At 46.5% G+C, this 15,858-nt stretch carries 17 protein-coding genes; 12 read left to right on the top strand and 5 right to left on the bottom strand.

Annotated elements, in window-relative coordinates; genetic code table 11:
- Positions 1-9: 9 nt before the first annotated feature.
- The 3 genes from C8R34_RS04765 to C8R34_RS04755 are packed head-to-tail and all read right to left on the bottom strand — an operon-like array spanning position 10 to position 4,072.
- A complete protein-coding gene (locus tag C8R34_RS04765) occupies positions 10-978 on the bottom strand; it encodes a hypothetical protein (RefSeq protein WP_110338341.1) in 969 nt (322 codons plus the stop codon).
- Complete coding sequence (locus C8R34_RS04760) at positions 975-2,006, bottom strand: adenylosuccinate synthetase (protein ID WP_110338339.1); 1,032 nt, start codon at positions 2,004-2,006, stop codon at positions 975-977. The genes C8R34_RS04765 and C8R34_RS04760 overlap by 4 nt, the downstream gene beginning before the upstream one ends.
- Positions 1,997-4,072 carry a ribonuclease H-like domain-containing protein gene (locus C8R34_RS04755; protein WP_110338337.1) on the bottom strand — a complete coding sequence of 692 codons (2,076 nt, stop codon included), beginning with the start codon at positions 4,070-4,072 and terminating at the stop codon, positions 1,997-1,999. Before C8R34_RS04755 ends, C8R34_RS04760 begins: the two co-directional genes overlap by 10 nt.
- Positions 4,073-4,273: 201 nt before the next feature.
- Between C8R34_RS04755 and C8R34_RS04750 the strand changes: the two genes are divergently transcribed.
- The 5 genes from C8R34_RS04750 (at position 4,274) to C8R34_RS04730 (ending at position 7,204) form a co-directional block, all read left to right on the top strand.
- A complete protein-coding gene (locus C8R34_RS04750; RefSeq protein WP_110338335.1) occupies positions 4,274-4,501 on the top strand; it encodes a DUF2835 domain-containing protein in 228 nt (75 codons plus the stop codon).
- 102 nt (positions 4,502-4,603) lie between these two features.
- Entirely contained in the window at positions 4,604-6,268 is a 1,665-nt protein-coding gene (gene ettA, locus C8R34_RS04745; RefSeq protein ID WP_110338333.1) for an energy-dependent translational throttle protein EttA, read from the top strand.
- A gap of 91 nt (positions 6,269-6,359) precedes the next feature.
- The gene (locus C8R34_RS04740; RefSeq protein ID WP_110338331.1) at positions 6,360-6,611 is read left to right on the top strand and encodes a type II toxin-antitoxin system Phd/YefM family antitoxin; all 252 of its coding nucleotides are present in this window, start codon (positions 6,360-6,362) and stop codon (positions 6,609-6,611) included.
- Positions 6,608-6,862: a Txe/YoeB family addiction module toxin gene (locus C8R34_RS04735; RefSeq protein ID WP_110338329.1), complete on the top strand. Its 255-nt coding sequence runs from the start codon at positions 6,608-6,610 to the stop codon at positions 6,860-6,862. Before C8R34_RS04740 ends, C8R34_RS04735 begins: the two co-directional genes overlap by 4 nt.
- A 12-nt stretch (positions 6,863-6,874) precedes the next feature.
- A complete protein-coding gene (locus C8R34_RS04730; protein WP_110338327.1) occupies positions 6,875-7,204 on the top strand; it encodes a nucleotide pyrophosphohydrolase in 330 nt (109 codons plus the stop codon).
- A gap of 68 nt (positions 7,205-7,272) precedes the next feature.
- Here the strand turns inward: C8R34_RS04730 and C8R34_RS04725 are convergent, their stop codons facing one another.
- A complete protein-coding gene (locus tag C8R34_RS04725; protein ID WP_110338326.1) occupies positions 7,273-8,421 on the bottom strand; it encodes a class I SAM-dependent methyltransferase in 1,149 nt (382 codons plus the stop codon).
- A gap of 238 nt (positions 8,422-8,659) precedes the next feature.
- Between C8R34_RS04725 and C8R34_RS04720 the strand changes: the two genes are divergently transcribed.
- Together C8R34_RS04720 and C8R34_RS04715 are read left to right on the top strand one after the other, a co-directional pair.
- Complete coding sequence (locus C8R34_RS04720) at positions 8,660-10,774, top strand: bifunctional diguanylate cyclase/phosphodiesterase (protein ID WP_110338325.1); 2,115 nt, start codon at positions 8,660-8,662, stop codon at positions 10,772-10,774.
- 228 nt (positions 10,775-11,002) lie between these two features.
- A complete protein-coding gene (locus tag C8R34_RS04715; protein ID WP_110338324.1) occupies positions 11,003-12,337 on the top strand; it encodes a DEAD/DEAH box helicase in 1,335 nt (444 codons plus the stop codon).
- Positions 12,338-12,377: 40 nt separating this feature from the next.
- On the opposite strand, the gene C8R34_RS04710 is transcribed toward C8R34_RS04715, so the two are convergent.
- Positions 12,378-12,860 (bottom strand): DUF192 domain-containing protein, encoded by a 483-nt coding sequence (locus tag C8R34_RS04710; protein WP_181415475.1) that lies wholly within the window; start codon positions 12,858-12,860, stop codon positions 12,378-12,380.
- A gap of 251 nt (positions 12,861-13,111) precedes the next feature.
- Here C8R34_RS04710 and C8R34_RS04705 point away from each other — a divergent pair, with 251 nt between their 5' ends.
- The 5 genes from C8R34_RS04705 to C8R34_RS04685 all read left to right on the top strand — a co-directional run bounded on the left by C8R34_RS04705 (position 13,112) and on the right by C8R34_RS04685 (position 15,550).
- Entirely contained in the window at positions 13,112-13,639 is a 528-nt protein-coding gene (locus C8R34_RS04705) for a DUF2141 domain-containing protein (protein ID WP_258364361.1), read from the top strand.
- A 9-nt stretch (positions 13,640-13,648) separates the two neighbouring features.
- Positions 13,649-14,470 (top strand): alpha/beta hydrolase, encoded by an 822-nt coding sequence (locus C8R34_RS04700; RefSeq protein WP_110338322.1) that lies wholly within the window; start codon positions 13,649-13,651, stop codon positions 14,468-14,470.
- Between the two features lie 162 nt (positions 14,471-14,632).
- Complete coding sequence (locus C8R34_RS04695; protein ID WP_110338321.1) at positions 14,633-14,866, top strand: type II toxin-antitoxin system Phd/YefM family antitoxin; 234 nt, start codon at positions 14,633-14,635, stop codon at positions 14,864-14,866.
- Positions 14,867-15,040 carry a type II toxin-antitoxin system VapC family toxin gene (locus tag C8R34_RS17335; RefSeq protein WP_375342114.1) on the top strand — a complete coding sequence of 58 codons (174 nt, stop codon included), beginning with the start codon at positions 14,867-14,869 and terminating at the stop codon, positions 15,038-15,040.
- Positions 15,041-15,376: 336 nt separating this feature from the next.
- Entirely contained in the window at positions 15,377-15,550 is a 174-nt protein-coding gene (locus C8R34_RS04685; RefSeq protein WP_258364360.1) for a hypothetical protein, read from the top strand.
- The last annotated feature ends 308 nt before the right edge of the window (positions 15,551-15,858 follow it).

Genomic DNA, 15,858 nt, shown 5'->3' with positions numbered 1-15,858 from the left:
AATATACCTCTATTGATTATCATTGAAATTTCTTTCTGTTTTTTTCATTAATTCAGTAAGAGATTCAATTTGTATCTCTAAAGATTCAATTTTTTGTTTTGAATTATTGAGCTCCTTGCGCATACTTGTCTCAAGATTACGAGCTTCATCTAGTTTTTCAAAGGCATCTTTAATTAAAGACACAGAGGGTAATACAACACTCAAAATACTAACAAAAAGAACTATACCGCCACCTAAAGTCCATGTTTTATATTTCTTAAAATCATCTCTTGTTTTTTTTATCTCACCGGGAATAGAGCTATTAGCTGGCTCTCCTTTGAGAGATGCTTTATAAAAATATTCTCTAACAGGAATATCACTTTTACGTTCAGGGAATTTAATATAATTAGCGCTATTCTTTCGGGCAGAAGAACTCCAATTTCTATGAGGTGATAGTTTTGTAAATTCAACCCAAATTAACCCTTCTCCTCCTTTAATAACATAATCTTCAGAAGTCAGATTATGAAGAGGTATTAATAGCCGACCAACAAAACCAGGATCAACTAATGGTCCTGTCCCTAGTAATAATCCTCTGTGTACATGTGTAATTTTTAGATTAAATCGGATTGCTATGTAATCCGGTAGAAAAAATTTCGTTTCAATATAAAGAAAAACTATAGAATTTTTTTTGAGGATAAAAGGTCTGTGACGCACAAGATATTCACATTCCGATTTACCGGTTTTTTCATTTATGTAATGAACTTCACCCATAAAATCAATTTCATAAGAAGCTGATTTTAGCTTCTTTTTCTCATTGTTTTCATCAAATGGAAATACCATGCTCGTAATGCGTGCGTAGTCATAAATATCTCCCGAATTTAAAAGAGCAGGTCGTACCTCCGGCAAAGGATCTTTGGATGAAAATTCTTTAAAGCGATCTTTAGCTTCTGTTTCATCTTTTGCAACCTCATATTTATAATAATCTTTGCTTTCACTCATGCCAATTTCATACAATCTTGTATTGATATCAGATGATCAGAGCTAAATCCAGCATACGCGATACGACATCCAATCTCCTCTTCAAAATGTCGCAATAAAGAAAAGGTTTCTGGGGTGTAATTCTGAAAAGCTGTATTTTTTACATCAATATAATCAAGATGATTTAAAACGATACGAGTTGGTCTGTTGTACATGATCGCCTGACGCACGATTTCCGGATCGAATCGTGCGACCCGCCTCATATTTTTTGTGACCGATGTATATTCAATTATTGGTGAGTTAGAGCCGGATTCAGTGGTTAATTCCTTCCAGGAGAATTCGTTGGGGAGCGGCCCCGAATTACCCGCAACTCGGATTGGAAATGCTCTGATGACCAATATAATGTCATCAACATCCAACGGGCTTAATCCAGCTTCGGCAACAAAGCCGGCGGCGGTGGTATCCCGACTTGTCGCAAAAGGATAATCCTGAGCATGCAGCACGGAAAGACCAAATCCTTGCGTACCCTCAACGATAATCCTTTCGTTTTTATTCAACCGTTCTCGAAGAAAAGGAGTGACTGGTCTCACAAAAGGTTTAAGGCTTTCATCCTCGCGTGCTAACCTAACATTCCCGAGTCTGTTGATCCGTGCAGATACCGCTGCGCCTGTTCCGCTTAGAGTTGAACCGATCGCTGATCCAAGTTTGGAATTCTTTTCTTCTTCAAGATTATCGTGAGTAATAACGACGGCGTTCGGATCAATGAGAAGGTGGGAAGGTGCGAGGTTTGCAAGCCGCATTTCTTCAAACAGAATGGCAGGAGAGAGATAACTTCCTGCGGGAAGAACGCATATGACATCGGATAATATGGCTGCCGTGGGTAATTGCTTGAAAATTATCGGGCCTTTTTCAGAAATTACCGTATGGCCTGAGTTCGGTCCTCCGACTCTGATTGCAACGGATGCGCCCATTGCTCTGGCAAAGAAATGCGCTACCTTGCCTTTTCCTTCAGAGCCAAATTGACCGCCGACGATAACTGTTACTGGCATTTAAGTCTCGATAAGTGATGTGAAATCAAATGCTCTACCTTCGAATACAGAGTTTGAATCTCACCTTCGTTTGAAATTATCTCATGTGCTAGTGGACATAACATTGAAATTTGTTGCTCTACCGGGTGAGCTTCTGCTTCTTCAAATGATGTCTCGTTAGTTTCACGATTTTCGAATCGTGTTTTGCGCAATTCTACCGGAGCTTCCAAATGAATATGATAAAAAGCCGGGCCGAATGTTTCGATCCAAAATGCATGATCATCGGTAAATCTAAGACCGTCAATGACGATACTGCCCTGATCAGGCAGGGTTTCCAGAAGTTTGCGGCCAAATTCGCGTTGTCCAATTTGGTTATATATCTGATTCCCAAGTTCCTGTAAAGCTGACCGGGTAGGCTCCTTGCCTTGGTCGCGCATCATCGCGGCCAACACCATACTATAACGTGTGTAGTAAAAGCCCTGAGTTTCCAAGTATCGCGCAAGTGTTGTTTTGCCAGCAGCAATGCAGCCGCTGATTCCAATAATTTTCCTATTATTCCAGATGGTTGTATCCGTTTCTAGGTCTGGAATGATGAGTGCTTCGTCGCCTTCTATACCTAGTGCTTCAAATTTTCCGCTCCAGAAAAAAGTGCCTACTATAGAAGATGTAATTGCATCGAGTTCATCGTGCGTCAGTTGTTCTTTCAAAAAACTACCATGAATTCCAAATTCTTTGAGACCTTCGCAAAGCATATCCACGCTGGCGCGCTTTCGGGGTATTCCCATAATATCCTGTGCTGCGCCAGGATAACTTTCGATTACCGGCACGCCTTTGTTGCGCAAAAGTGAAGCTAATCGTATGCCCCTCGCGGTGAGTTTTTGCATGCTGGGAATAAGTGCAGGATAGACATTGATTCCTCTTTTTTTTAGCAATCGCTCGCAAAATCTCATAATACCGTATTGGTGCCTGCCTGGATCATCATCCAGTACCGAGATTCTGCCTTGCGGTAAGGAAAGAGGTGAGTCGATAGATACGATGTGTGGTTGCGCTGCTAAGGTATTTGAAATCAAGTCTTCATCGCTTTCGATTAAGCAAGTTGAGGCTTCGGCGCCATCTAATAAGCACCAGCCTGACGGTTTTTTTGGGGAACCGGTCAGATCAATGCCAACTACTCTTAAAGGAGTTGCTTTTGTAATAAAAAGATTTCCGTAAGTAATTTTTGGCCCAGAATCGCCTTTATAGGGAGGAAAATTAATTTCCTGAAATAATTTATGAGCAGCTCCCTTTTTAGAAGGCAGAGATTCATTACGGTTGAAGAATTTGGGAAGTTTTTTACTTATATGAGCAGGCAATTTATGCTGCTTTATAATTAGTGCGATAACTTTGTCAAAGATAAACTTCATACCTTGAATATCACAATAGTTATATTCAGTAAGAAGTCTGAGAGCTTCTAAATCGCCACGGCGATACTGATGCCAAAGAAGTGGTGCACTTTCTCCTTTTATTTCAATTAAGTGGGACGGTCTTTTAAAGCCAACTTCATTTTCTATTGATTTTTGTCCACCTGAAAGGAGTACTCTTTTGGCAAGAAATCTGAGATCTATATGTATGGGCGGAATCGGTAAGTCTGTGAAACCTTCACGAAGAAAAGGCAGGTCAAACATTGAACCATTAAAAGTGACAATAACGCTAGCATCAGCGAGAGCAGTTCTTAAGGGTTGCTCATCATCGCCTAAAATAAAGCTATTATACTTTCCTTGATAAGACCATCCAACTAGTGTAATGACATCATAATAACGACTTAATCCCGTTGTTTCGATATCCAGGAAAAGAGTTTTTTCCGGAAAAGATAAGGGAATTCTATAGTATTCCCGTCGATCTAAGAGGTTCGCGAAGTAGATGGCATCTCTGGTTTCAAAAGCGGTTCTTGCTTTTGCAAAAAGATGCCCATAATCTGCAAAGAGGCTGTCTTGCGGGGTTAAGTATCGTTCAAGGTTTTCCCACGAAAAAATTCCTTGTTCCCAATACTTAGCCTCACGATTTGCACTGACACCACGTAATAAGCGTTGAAAAGTCATACGAAGCATGTCGATACTACAAATCCTATTTTAAATATAGCCTAGTATGATGTGAATATATTTCTGGAATGACTTTAAGTATACAGGAACATAAAATCAGTTAGAACCTTAAACAGCTACGAGCTTAGAATGATAAATATTCTTGCGAAAAGAACTTATTTTATATGGTTTACATTTTAATTATCAGCTTGAAACGGGTGAGGTTTGCTTATGTATCAGCGTTTGCATGTTGTGCTTAAAATTCCAGCCTATCAGCTTTTGTATTATTACGAAGGTGAAGTGGATACTGTGGCTGCGAAGGCAGTCGATGGCCGCATTATCCATTTTCCCGCCAATATCTTGCGGTCCGTGGTACGGAATAATGGCGTGTACGGCACGTTCGAGCTGGTTTTCGATGAGCATAATAAATTCGTGTCTATCAGCCGCGTGAGTGATTGATCATAATCCAGGCAATCGCGGCTTTCATTGCCTGATAACGTACGCTAAACTCTCTATCTATCAAGTCTTAAACTTTTTCCTAAATAAACAAAGATCAAACTCATGGCTCAATATGTAATGTCGATGCTCCGCGTGAGCAAAATAGTTCCTCCCAAGCGTCAGATTATCAAAGATATATCACTCAGCTTTTTTCCCGGCGCCAAGATCGGTTTGCTGGGATTGAATGGCTCCGGCAAATCTACTGTGTTGCGCATCATGGCGGGCGCGGACAAGGAATTTGACGGCGAGGTGCAACGCCTGCCCAATATTCGCATCGGTTATTTGCCGCAAGAACCGCAACTGAATCCCGAACACACCGTGCGTCAGGAAGTGGAAGAAGGCCTGGGCGAAGTGATGCAAGCACAGAAAAAACTCGACGAGGTGTATGCCGCTTATGCGGAAGAAGGTGCTGACTTTGATGCGCTAGCGGAAGAACAAGCGCGCCTGGAAGCCATTATTGCCACAGCCGGTAGCGATGCCGAGCACCAGATGGAGATTGCCGCCGATGCATTGCGTTTACCACCGTGGGATGCGGTGATCGGACATCTTTCCGGCGGTGAGAAACGTCGTGTGGCGTTGTGCAAATTGCTGCTGGAAAAGCCGGATATGCTGTTGCTGGATGAGCCGACCAATCACCTGGATGCGGAATCGGTGGAGTGGCTGGAGCAATTCCTGGTGCGCTTTCCCGGCACTGTGGTGGCGGTGACGCATGATCGCTACTTCCTCGACAACGCCGCTGAGTGGATATTGGAACTCGACCGCGGCCATGGCATTCCGTGGAAGGGTAATTATTCCAACTGGTTGGAACAGAAAGAAGCGCGCTTGGAGCAAGAAAACAAGCAAATTGACGCACACATGAAATCGATGAAGCAAGAGTTGGAATGGGTGCGGCAAAATCCCAAAGGGCGACAGGCAAAATCCAAAGCACGTCTTGCTCGCTTTGAGGAACTCAATTCGCAGGAATACCAGAAACGCAATGAAACCCAGGAGATTTTCATTCCCGTCGGTGAGCGTTTGGGTAATGAGGTCATTGAGTTTACCGGTGTCTCCAAATCGTATGGCGACAGGCTGCTGATCGACAATCTGAGCTTCAAGATACCGCCGGGTGCGATTGTCGGCATTATCGGCCCGAACGGCGCGGGTAAATCCACCTTGTTTAAATTGATTACCGGCAGGGAACAGCCGGATTCCGGCGAAGTGAAAATCGGCCACACCGTTCAGATTGCGCACGTCGATCAGGCGCGCGACTCACTGGAAAACGACAAAACCGTGTTCGATGCCATCTCCGGCGGCAACGACAATCTCGTGGTTGGCAAATACACCACGCCAGCACGTGCTTATTTAGGACGCTTTAACTTCAAAGGCGGCGACCAGCAAAAAATCATCGGACAGCTCTCCGGCGGTGAACGCGGACGCTTGCATCTGGCGCAAACACTGATTTCCGGCGGCAACGTGCTGCTGCTCGACGAACCTTCCAACGATCTCGACGTGGAAACGCTGCGTGCGCTGGAAGATGCATTATTGGAATTCGCCGGTTGCGTGCTGGTTATCTCGCACGACCGCTGGTTCCTCGACCGCATCGCCACGCACATCCTCGCCGCCGAAGGCGAATCGCAATGGACCTTCTTCAACGGCAATTACCAGGAATACGAAGCCGACAAGAAAAAACGTTTGGGCGAAGAAGGTGCGAAACCGAAACGGATACGGTATAAGCCGATTAGTCGGTAATCGTCAGGCGCTTTATAGTCATTTAAATTGACGTTCTGAGTACGCATGCTAAACTTGCTGTACTTTATTCTGTACTGTAAATGAGATTATTATGGATGCTATCAGTTATACAGCCGCTCGTGCCAATTTAGCCAAAACAATGGAACAGGTTTGCAATGATCATTCGCCTGTCATTATCACTCGCAAACGGGAAGCGCCCGTAGTGATGATTTCCTTGGAAGATTATCAGGCGATGGAAGAAACGACCTATTTACTTCGCTCACCTGCCAATGCACGTCATTTATTGGAATCTATTGCTGAGCTTGAAACAGGGAAAGGCATTGAGCAAAAACTGAGTGAATGAATCTGATTTTTTCCTCTAAAGCTTGGGAGGATTATCTGTACTGGCAGGCAACTGATAAGCCTATGCTAAAAAGAATTAATCTTTTGATTAAAGCTATTCAACAACATCCTTTTGAGGGGATTGGCAAACCAGAGCCGCTGAAGCATAGCCTATCGGGTTATTGGTCAAGGCGTATCAATGATGAGCACAGAATTGTCTATAAAGTTGCTGGTAATGATTTGTTCGTTGCCCAGCTCCGTTATCACTATTAACGCTCACTTCAAATGAACGACATCCAACAAATCACCGAAGCCCTCCTTAAATTTCGCGATGAGCGCGATTGGGCGCAGTTTCACAACCCAAAAGATCTTGCGCTGGCGCTGAATATTGAAGCTGGTGAATTGTTGGAAGCTTTTTTGTGGAAGTCTTCCGAGCAAGCGGATATCGACAAAGTGAAAGAAGAATTGGCCGATGTTTTGGCGTTTGCTTTTCTGCTGGCTGAAAAGTACGATTTGGATGTGAAACAAATCGTACTGGAGAAGATTGAGAAAAATGCGTTGAAGTATCCGGTTGAGAAATCCAAGGGAAGCGCAAAAAAATACACAGATTTATAGACCGTTTCTAAAAATACAGACTTCATCCCTGCTGTATTGCAGGAAAATTCTTGCTTACCTACCCATCGTCATTTTGTGGTTAGCCGCCATAACGAAGTAAGTTCCGCAGCACGGGCAGCATGCAGTGGGTCGCTGGTATCCGAGACACGCGGATGATGGGGTTTGATATCGGTTTTACTCAAGACTTTCAAGCTTGCCGCGTCAATCGCGGACAACAATTCATCACGTGTACGTAACCCCAAATGTTGGGCAAAATCGGACAGGATCAGCCAGCCTTCGCCGCCGGGTGCCAGATGGGTGTTGAGGCCGTGCAGAAATCCGCGCAGCATGCGGCTTTCCGGGTCGAATATTGCGTGTTCCAGCGGGGAACTGGGTCGTGCCGGAATCCACGGCGGATTGCATACGATCAGCGCGGCTTGCCCTGTGGGGAAAAGGTCAGCTTGAATGACGTCAACCTGGTTGATGAGGCCAAGGCGGGTCAAGTTGTCGCGCGCGCAGTTCAAAGCACGGCCATCCTGATCGGTGGCGATGATGTGTTGGATGCCGCGACGCGCCAGCACAGCAGCCAGTATGCCTGTCCCGGTGCCGATATCGAAAGCGACCGATTGCTGCGCAACAAGCTGGGGTAATGGCGCTTCTGCAACCAATTCCACATACTCGCTGCGAATCGGCGCAAAAACGCCATAATGTGGATGAATCCGTGCGCCCAAGGCCGGAATTTCAATGCCTTTCTTGCGCCATTCGTAAGCACCGATCAATCCCTGCAATTCGCGCAGTGAAGCGATATACGCTTCGGTACTTGGGCCATACGCTTCCAAGCAGGCTGCGCGTACATCGGGCGCGCGACGTAATGGAATGCTGTGGTCGGCATTGAAGGGGATGAGTAAATTACCCAAGGTGCGGGCACGCTGCGATTGCGTCTGGCGATGCAGATGAAAGGTTTCTGCGGGGGATGCTGCTAATTTTTCGGTTTTTTTCGTTGGGCGTTTTTTATCGATGCGCCGCGCCAATGCCTGCAATAATTGGCGCGCATTTTGGAAATCGCCTTGCCACAACAGCGCGGTACCTTCACAAGCCAAACGGTAAACCGTATCGGCTGTCATGCGATCATCGATAACTTGTACACGCTTGGGTGGCGGCAAGTCCTTTTCTGAATGCCATCGAGCTGATTTCTCCTCCCCTGCTTCATGCCAACAAATGATTGAGCGATCGCTCATATTATTCCTGGTGATTAATGCTTGTGAATACTGCCATAATTTAGGGTTATTTTTGAACCAGAAAAATTTAAGATTGAGTTATGGTCGACATAGGGTGCTGTAATATAATAATATTATTTGGGTAGTAAGCGGAATTAACGTATGCATATATGTTTTGGAAGTAGTGTGTGATCATTCAAGAAAAAGCTTGTGCAAACGTTATATGCTTTTCTTATAACTGTTTCGGTAATAAATCTCGATGCATGCCACTACCTATGATTATTGGCTTGTTGTGTCGTCTTTTTTAGTCGCCACACTTGCTTCTTATACTGCGCTTGATCTGTCGAGCTACATATCCGCATTGGCCGGGCGCCGGATCCGCCATGCTTGGCTTGTTGGCGGCGCGGCGGCAATGGGTATCGGTATATGGTCGATGCATTTCATTGGAATGCTGGCTTTCTCGTTGCCGATCCCGCTAGGTTATGATTTGATAACAACTGGTTATTCGTTGATCATTGCAATATTCTTCTCTTATTTAGTGCTCTATGGTGTTACCCAAACGGAATTGACGACTTTGCGACTTATCGCGAGCGGAACTCTGATGGGCGTTGGCATTGCCGCCATGCATTATACCGGAATGGCGGCCATGCAGATGCATCCCGCTATTCAGTACGATCTGGCGTTGCTCACCATTTCAGTTGTAATTGGCATTAGCGCAGCTAATATAGCGCTTTGGGTCGCCTATAAGTTCGATAGCACAAATCAAAAAAGTGTAATCACCAGGCGTATTGGTGCAGCCTGCGTGATGGGTATTGCAATCACAGGAATGCATTACATGAGCATGGCCGCATCTCATTTTCCGAGCGAATCGGTAAGCGGCGCCGCCAGCAGCTTCGATTCGCAATGGCTTGCAATCACTACTATCTTATTCACCTTTGTAATTCTGAGTGTGACGCTGATATTGTCACGCTTCAACGCCAGGGAAAATTTTCTGCTCGGCTCGGTATCTCAACTCAACAGCAAAATCGTCCACATGGCAACATTCGACCTGTTGACGGGATTGCCTAATCGATGGACGCTGATGGAGCGGATCAAGCATACGATTATTATTTCCAAGCATCAAAATAATATGTTTGCTATTTTTTTCATGGATCTCGATGGATTCAAGGCGATCAATGATTCATTAGGGCACTCTGCCGGTGACGAAATCTTGAACACATTTGCGCAAAGATTATTGCAATGCGTCCGTAGCGGCGATACCGTCGCACGGCTGGGTGGCGATGAATTTGTTGTGCTACTGGACAATCTCGCATCTCCGGAAGCTGCCGCTGAAATGGCGGAAAGCGTGTTGTATCGTATGCGTACAGATCTGTGGATTAATCAACAGTCACTGCAGGTAACACCCAGTATCGGTATTTCCATATTTCCTCAGGACGGCGAGACAGCAGAAATCTTGTTGAAAAATGCGGATACCGCAATGTATGAAGCAAAGCGCGGCGGGCGCAGCACTTACCGTTTTTTCGAAACCAGTATGAATGAGGCGGCTGTCCGAACACTGGAAATTCAGAGTGTTTTGCACGAAGCGATTAAGGTCGGCAATTTTTCTTTATGCTTTCAGCCCAAATTTCGTGGTGACAATGGCAAACTGACCGGTACTGAAGCATTGCTTCGCTTGCATCATCCCAAACTGGGTTTTTTGTCGCCCAAGGAATTTATCCCGATTGCCGAGCGTTCCGGGCAAATTATTCAAATTGGCTACTGGGTAGTACGCGAAGTATGCCGGCAAATATGCCGCTGGAAAGCCAGTGGGTTGCCGCTGATTAAAGTGGCTATTAATTTATCGCCGCGGCAATTGGAGCAACCGGATTTGGTTCAAACAATGCTGAATATCCTTGATCGCGAGCAAGTTTCAAGCGAAAAGATCATGTTTGAAATCACCGAAACCGTTGCGATGCAAGATGCGGCTAGGACTGCTGAAATGATTCATGAATTCCAGAAAAATAACTTTGAAATCGCAATCGACGATTTTGGAACCGGTTATTCAAGTCTTGCCTATTTACAGCGCTTTCGCGTCAAGCAACTGAAGATAGATCGATTCTTCATCAATGGCTTGGATGAATATGATCACGAAGGTAGTGCTATTGTTTCTGCGATAATCAAACTGGCCCATACTCTTGAAATGGAGGTTGTGGCCGAAGGGGTCGAAACCGATTCACAGCTTGCAAAGCTAAGAGATATGGGATGCGACGAGATACAAGGGTATCTCCTTGGTAAGCCGATGGCAGCCGAAGAATTCAATATGTTGTTACTACATCAACAAGAGAGTCAAAATTTAAACATACAAAGCCAGTTCGTAACGAATGTATGCGGTTAATCATAAATTTTGAATCTGTTTCACACAATAGCTTTAAGAAACACTCAATAAGCTGTCGAATAAGTATATAGAAGTATGAGGGAAATTTATCGGTTATTGTTGAGATTTTAATATTCGGCCATATTATACTCCTCACAAGATTTGGATTTATGGCGATACTCTTCATCCGCTTCCCTTACCTGTTATGCCATAATCGGGCTGACAGACCATTTACCTTCCTGGAGTTTTATGTCTTTTTCTGCTTTCGGCTTGTCCGATGAAATTATTCGTGCTGTCACTGAACGTGGCTACACGGTTCCCACTCCGATTCAAAAACAAGCCATTCCAGCCGTATTGGCTGGCGGTGACTTACTGGCCGGTGCACAGACCGGCACCGGCAAAACGGCCGGTTTTACGCTGCCTATCCTGCATCGCCTTTCCGATAGAAGTATCAAAGGACCATCCAGCGGGCGGCCGCCGATACGGGCTCTGATTCTTGTTCCCACGCGCGAACTCGCGGCACAAGTGGAAGAAAGCGTGCGTGATTACGGCAAATACCTGAAATTAAGTTCGATGATCATGATCGGCGGCGTCAATATCAATCCGCAGATCGCCCGCCTGAAAAGCCGCGTGGATATTCTGGTTGCGACACCAGGGCGGTTGCTGGATCATGTACAGCAAAACACGCTGAGTCTGTCGCAGATTGAGATTCTCGTGCTGGATGAAGCCGACCGCATGCTGGACATGGGATTTATCCGCGACATCAAAAAGATTCTCGCATTACTGCCGAAGCAACGGCAGAATTTATTGTTTTCAGCCACGTTCTCGAATGAAATTCAGACCCTGGCGGATAGCCTGCTCAACAAACCGGTGTTGATCGAAGTAGCGCGTCGCAATGCGATTGCCGATAAAGTGACCCATGTGGTGCACCCGGTAGATCGTGAACGCAAAAAAGAACTGCTTGCTCATTTGATCAAACAACACCGCTGGTCACAAGTGCTGGTGTTTACCCGTACCAAACATGGCGCCAACAAGCTGGCCGAGTTTTTGACGGCGAATGGCATTCAATCGCTTGCCATTCATGGCAATAAAAGCCAGTCGGCACGCACGCTGGCGTTGGCAAAATTCAAAACAGGTAGTTTGCAAGTACTGGTGGCAACCGATATTGCTGCGCGTGGTATTGATATCAGCGAGCTACCGCACGTGGTTAACTATGAACTGCCCAATGTGGCTGAAGATTATGTTCACCGCATTGGCCGTACAGGCCGTGCAGGTGCAGAAGGGGATGCCGTGTCGCTGGTGTGTATCGATGAATTGAAGCTGCTCACAGGGATCGAAAAGCTGGTCAAGCGCGAAATACCCAGTCAGGTGATTGCCGGTTTTGAACCTGATCCACGCATTAAAGCCGAGCCGATAAAAAATGGCCGCGGTGGCGAACCGCGCGGCGCGATACCTTCACGCAACAAGCCGAAAAACCAAACCACTAAAAAACCGGCAGTTAAAAAACCTGTTGTCGCTGGCTTTGCACGCCCTACGACAAATCGCGCGCCTGCACCGCGTCGTGCCGGGGGACGGGGACATTAGCAGGTTATTCAAAAAAGCTGCCAGAACCAGAATTACGTCATCACTGCGCGTCTGTCGGTTTGAATAGCTTCCCGCGCAGTTTGAAGCCGGGTTTCAAACCGCGTTTGTCGAACCAGCCCTGATTCATCTCCAGCGCGTAACGTACCGGTCCAGCGGAGCAGTGCGAGATCTCGGTTTTGGGCGCCATGTCCTTAAGGTTCACGATGCTGCCATCGTCGGCGATGAAGGCAATGGTCAGCGGCAACAGCGTGTTGCGCATCCAGAAGCAGCGTACCTGTAGGCTGTCATAGATGAACAGCATGCCTTCGTTGATCCCCATCGTCTGGCGGTGCATCATTCCGATGGTCTGCTCCCTTGGAGTTTGCGCCACTTCTGCTTGAATAACGTACATGCCGGCTGTCAATTGGATCGTCGGCAGTCGCGGTTGCGGACCATCCTGAGCCAGAACGCTGGTCGCAACCAGAAAACCCAGAAACGCTATCATGCCTCGCTGTAGCAAGGTCTTTGTGGTGTTATCAATCATATCGTTTCCTATTTAGGCTTTACCTGTTGACTGTATTTGATATCAGAAAAATCAGCAATTTTAGGGAGGATAAATCTCAGCAGCGGTGTAGCATATTCGCTCGACTTCAGATCGGCTTCGAGTTTTTTCAGTTGCTCCTTGTTCATGGATTCCCGGAACGAACGGCATTGCACTTCGGTCGTAGTTTTATTAATCTAAGCGATGCGGTTATAGTAAACCATTCACTCTTTACAAAACAAAAAATCCTATCGATGAAAACCATGCTATCCCATATCACTTCCCTGTTATCTACACCATTCGCTAAACCGGCTCTGATCTTCACATTGGGCTTATTGATTTCCTCACAAACCCATGCATCCGAAGCACTGCGCATCATGCCGCATGAAGCGCCGGATGCCTGTAACGCAGAAGTGGCGCAGATCCGGGTGACTGTCAATAATGTTGGAGTTGGCGGTGTTTTAAACGTTGAATTGTATGATGATCCGGATAATTTTCTGTTCAAAAAAGGGCGCAAACGCAAGGTTCGTATCCCGGCGGCAGAAGGACAGCAGAAGGTCTGCATGAATCTCGACCAGCCCGGCACATACGCAGTGGCCGTCTATCACGATAAAGACGGAGACCGTAAATTAAAAAAACACTGGAATCTGTTGCCACGTGAACCTTTTGGTTTATCGAACAATCCGGAAAATCTGAATGGCTTTCCGAATTTCAGCGATTCTGCATTTACCACCGGTAAGCTTGGCGTGGATATCGTGATTAATTTACGCGAATCTGAGTAACACACAAGCATGCGCATGCTGCTTGGTTTGTTCGTGATGTTTGGGGTCGCGTATCTGGCGGTAGTGCTGCTGGTGTATTTTGGCCAATCCCATCTGGTGTATTTTCCGCAGCAGCCAATCAGCCAAACGCCCAAGAAAATCGGCCTGGATTACACCTCGATGCATATCGCTACCAGTGATGGCGAAACGCTGCATGGCTGGTGGGTGCCCGTGCCAGACGCCAAGGGGACAGTGCTGTTTTTTCACGGCAACGCTGGAAATATTTCCCATCGCCTGGATTATCTGACAATGTTCAAGCAGCTTGGCTATAACACGTTACTGTTGGATTATCGTGGCTATGGTCAAAGCAGCGGTACTCCCTCGGAATCCGGCACGTATCTGGATGCGCAAGCTGCTTGGCATTATTTGACTGAAACCCAAGGCATTGCACCGGCGCAAATTGTACTGTACGGCGAATCGCTGGGCGGTGCTGTAGCCGCCTGGCTGGCTGCGCGTGAAAAGCCTGGCTTGCTGGTGCTGGCTTCCACATTCACTTCCGTTCCCAACTTGGCCGCAGAGATTTACCCATTCTTGCCGGTGCGCTGGATCACCCGTTTTCAGTACAACACGCTGGAATCACTGCAATCGGTGACTTGCCCGGTGCTTATCGCGCATAGCCCGCAAGATGAGATCATTCCGTTTGCGCATGGACAACAGTTGTTTCAAGCAGCCTCAGAACCCAAGCAGTTTTTGACGCTGGAAGGCGGGCACAATACCGGGTTCATTTTTATGCAACCGGAATGGGTAAAGTCGTTGGGAGCGTTTATGGGTACGAATAAAGCTTTACGTTAGGGGCATCTTGAATAATCCGCACTGTCATTCCGAACGTAGAGAGGAATCTTTGTTAATCAATAATAGAGTGGCATCCTACTCAAGTCGTACCATCATTGCTGTAACTAACAACCGGTCGTATAATTCTTGACTAACTAATCCTAGCCAAGTCAGGCTAAATGTATGAAAACCTACACGATCTATACTGCAAAAACACATCTTTCCCAGCTTATCGAACAAGCCTGTGCGGGCGAAGAGGTGGTGATTGCCAAAGGTAAAAATCCTGTTGTTAAACTGGTGCCAGTGATTTCATCGTCGCACAAGCGGCAGTTTGGTGCAATGCGAGGCAAGGCTACGGTCACCGAAGCTTTTTTCGAACCATTGCCGAACGAAGAATTAGCAGCTTGGGAGCAATAATTGAAAGCTTTGCTGGATACGCATACTTTGCTTTGGTGGCTGGACGGCGACGAGCACTTATCATGGACAGCTCGCAGCTGGATCGAAACGACCGAGCACCGTATTTTGGTCAGTGCGGCATCTGCTTGGGAAATTGCCATGAGGATGTTGCTACGAGCTTCTATGAATGCCTGATCAGCCAGGGGTTCACGCTGCTTGACATTACTAGCGATCACGCTTTGCGCGCCGGTAGTTTGCCCGGGCCTCACCGCGATCCATTCGATCATTATGTTGATTGCACAAGCACAGGCTTTGAACATACCGCTCATCAGTAATGAAAGTTTATTCGATCATTATGGTATCCGGCGTATTTGGTAAAAACCAAAGATTCAGTGCAGCACAAAATCCTCCGTGGTCTCTGTGTAAATTGTAAGGCACGCCTCCTATGCCCCGCAATCGCCGGTACAATTAGCCGATGTAAAACACGCGACACCCCGAATCATCGAGCGTCTCGATGCCAATTTTTTCCGTGTGCGCTTTGATCGACTGACCCCGCGTGAAAAAGACTATCTGCGCGCTCTGGCTGAGTTGGGCGCAGAACCGCAACGCTCCGGCGATGTCGCCGCCGTATTTACCGTACCTTTGTTTGATACCTTTATGAAGCGTGCCATGCCGCAATTGCCGGCCAAGGGTGGTAAAGCATGAGCACCATGCCATTATTGTTGACTGATCAATTCGACACTGGACAACCGCCGAAACGGAAAAGAAATCAGGCCGTGGTCGAAGTGGGAAATGGGGTAAATGTTAAGGTATCAAGAAACTGCGCGAGCTGATTCTGGAACTGGCTGTGCGGGACAAGCTGGTACTATAAGAGCCGAATGATGAACCGACCGGTGAATTGCTGAAGCGCAGACAGACGGAAAAAGCCAAGTTGCTGGCTGATGGGAAGATCAAGAAAGATAAACCACTATCGCCAATTCCAGTCAATTGCAGAAAAAACTGGCAGATGTCAT

The organism is Nitrosomonas sp. Nm84 (assembly GCF_003201565.1).
Classification (GTDB): Bacteria; Pseudomonadota; Gammaproteobacteria; order Burkholderiales; family Nitrosomonadaceae; genus Nitrosomonas.
Note: the sequence above shows the minus strand (reverse complement) of the source record. Positions and strands in the feature narration are given on the sequence as shown.

Bases quoted from the DNA above. Each gene is read 5' to 3' on its own strand.
- C8R34_RS04755 (WP_110338337.1), bottom strand. From the start codon at position 4,072: ATGCTTCGTATGACTTTTCAACGCTTATTACGTGGTGTCAGTGCAAAT.
- C8R34_RS04735 (WP_110338329.1), top strand. From the start codon at position 6,608: ATGAATCTGATTTTTTCCTCTAAAGCTTGGGAGGATTATCTGTACTGG.
- C8R34_RS04750 (WP_110338335.1), top strand. From the start codon at position 4,274: ATGTATCAGCGTTTGCATGTTGTGCTTAAAATTCCAGCCTATCAGCTT.
- C8R34_RS04695 (WP_110338321.1), top strand. From the start codon at position 14,633: ATGAAAACCTACACGATCTATACTGCAAAAACACATCTTTCCCAGCTT.
- C8R34_RS04720 (WP_110338325.1), top strand. From the start codon at position 8,660: ATGCATGCCACTACCTATGATTATTGGCTTGTTGTGTCGTCTTTTTTA.
- C8R34_RS04710 (WP_181415475.1), bottom strand. From the start codon at position 12,860: ATGATTGATAACACCACAAAGACCTTGCTACAGCGAGGCATGATAGCG.
- C8R34_RS04725 (WP_110338326.1), bottom strand. From the start codon at position 8,421: ATGAGCGATCGCTCAATCATTTGTTGGCATGAAGCAGGGGAGGAGAAA.
- C8R34_RS04700 (WP_110338322.1), top strand. From the start codon at position 13,649: ATGCGCATGCTGCTTGGTTTGTTCGTGATGTTTGGGGTCGCGTATCTG.
- C8R34_RS04740 (WP_110338331.1), top strand. From the start codon at position 6,360: ATGGATGCTATCAGTTATACAGCCGCTCGTGCCAATTTAGCCAAAACA.
- C8R34_RS04765 (WP_110338341.1), bottom strand. From the start codon at position 978: ATGAGTGAAAGCAAAGATTATTATAAATATGAGGTTGCAAAAGATGAA.
- ettA (WP_110338333.1), top strand. From the start codon at position 4,604: ATGGCTCAATATGTAATGTCGATGCTCCGCGTGAGCAAAATAGTTCCT.
- C8R34_RS04730 (WP_110338327.1), top strand. From the start codon at position 6,875: ATGAACGACATCCAACAAATCACCGAAGCCCTCCTTAAATTTCGCGAT.
- C8R34_RS04715 (WP_110338324.1), top strand. From the start codon at position 11,003: ATGTCTTTTTCTGCTTTCGGCTTGTCCGATGAAATTATTCGTGCTGTC.
- C8R34_RS04760 (WP_110338339.1), bottom strand. From the start codon at position 2,006: ATGCCAGTAACAGTTATCGTCGGCGGTCAATTTGGCTCTGAAGGAAAA.
- C8R34_RS04705 (WP_258364361.1), top strand. From the start codon at position 13,112: ATGAAAACCATGCTATCCCATATCACTTCCCTGTTATCTACACCATTC.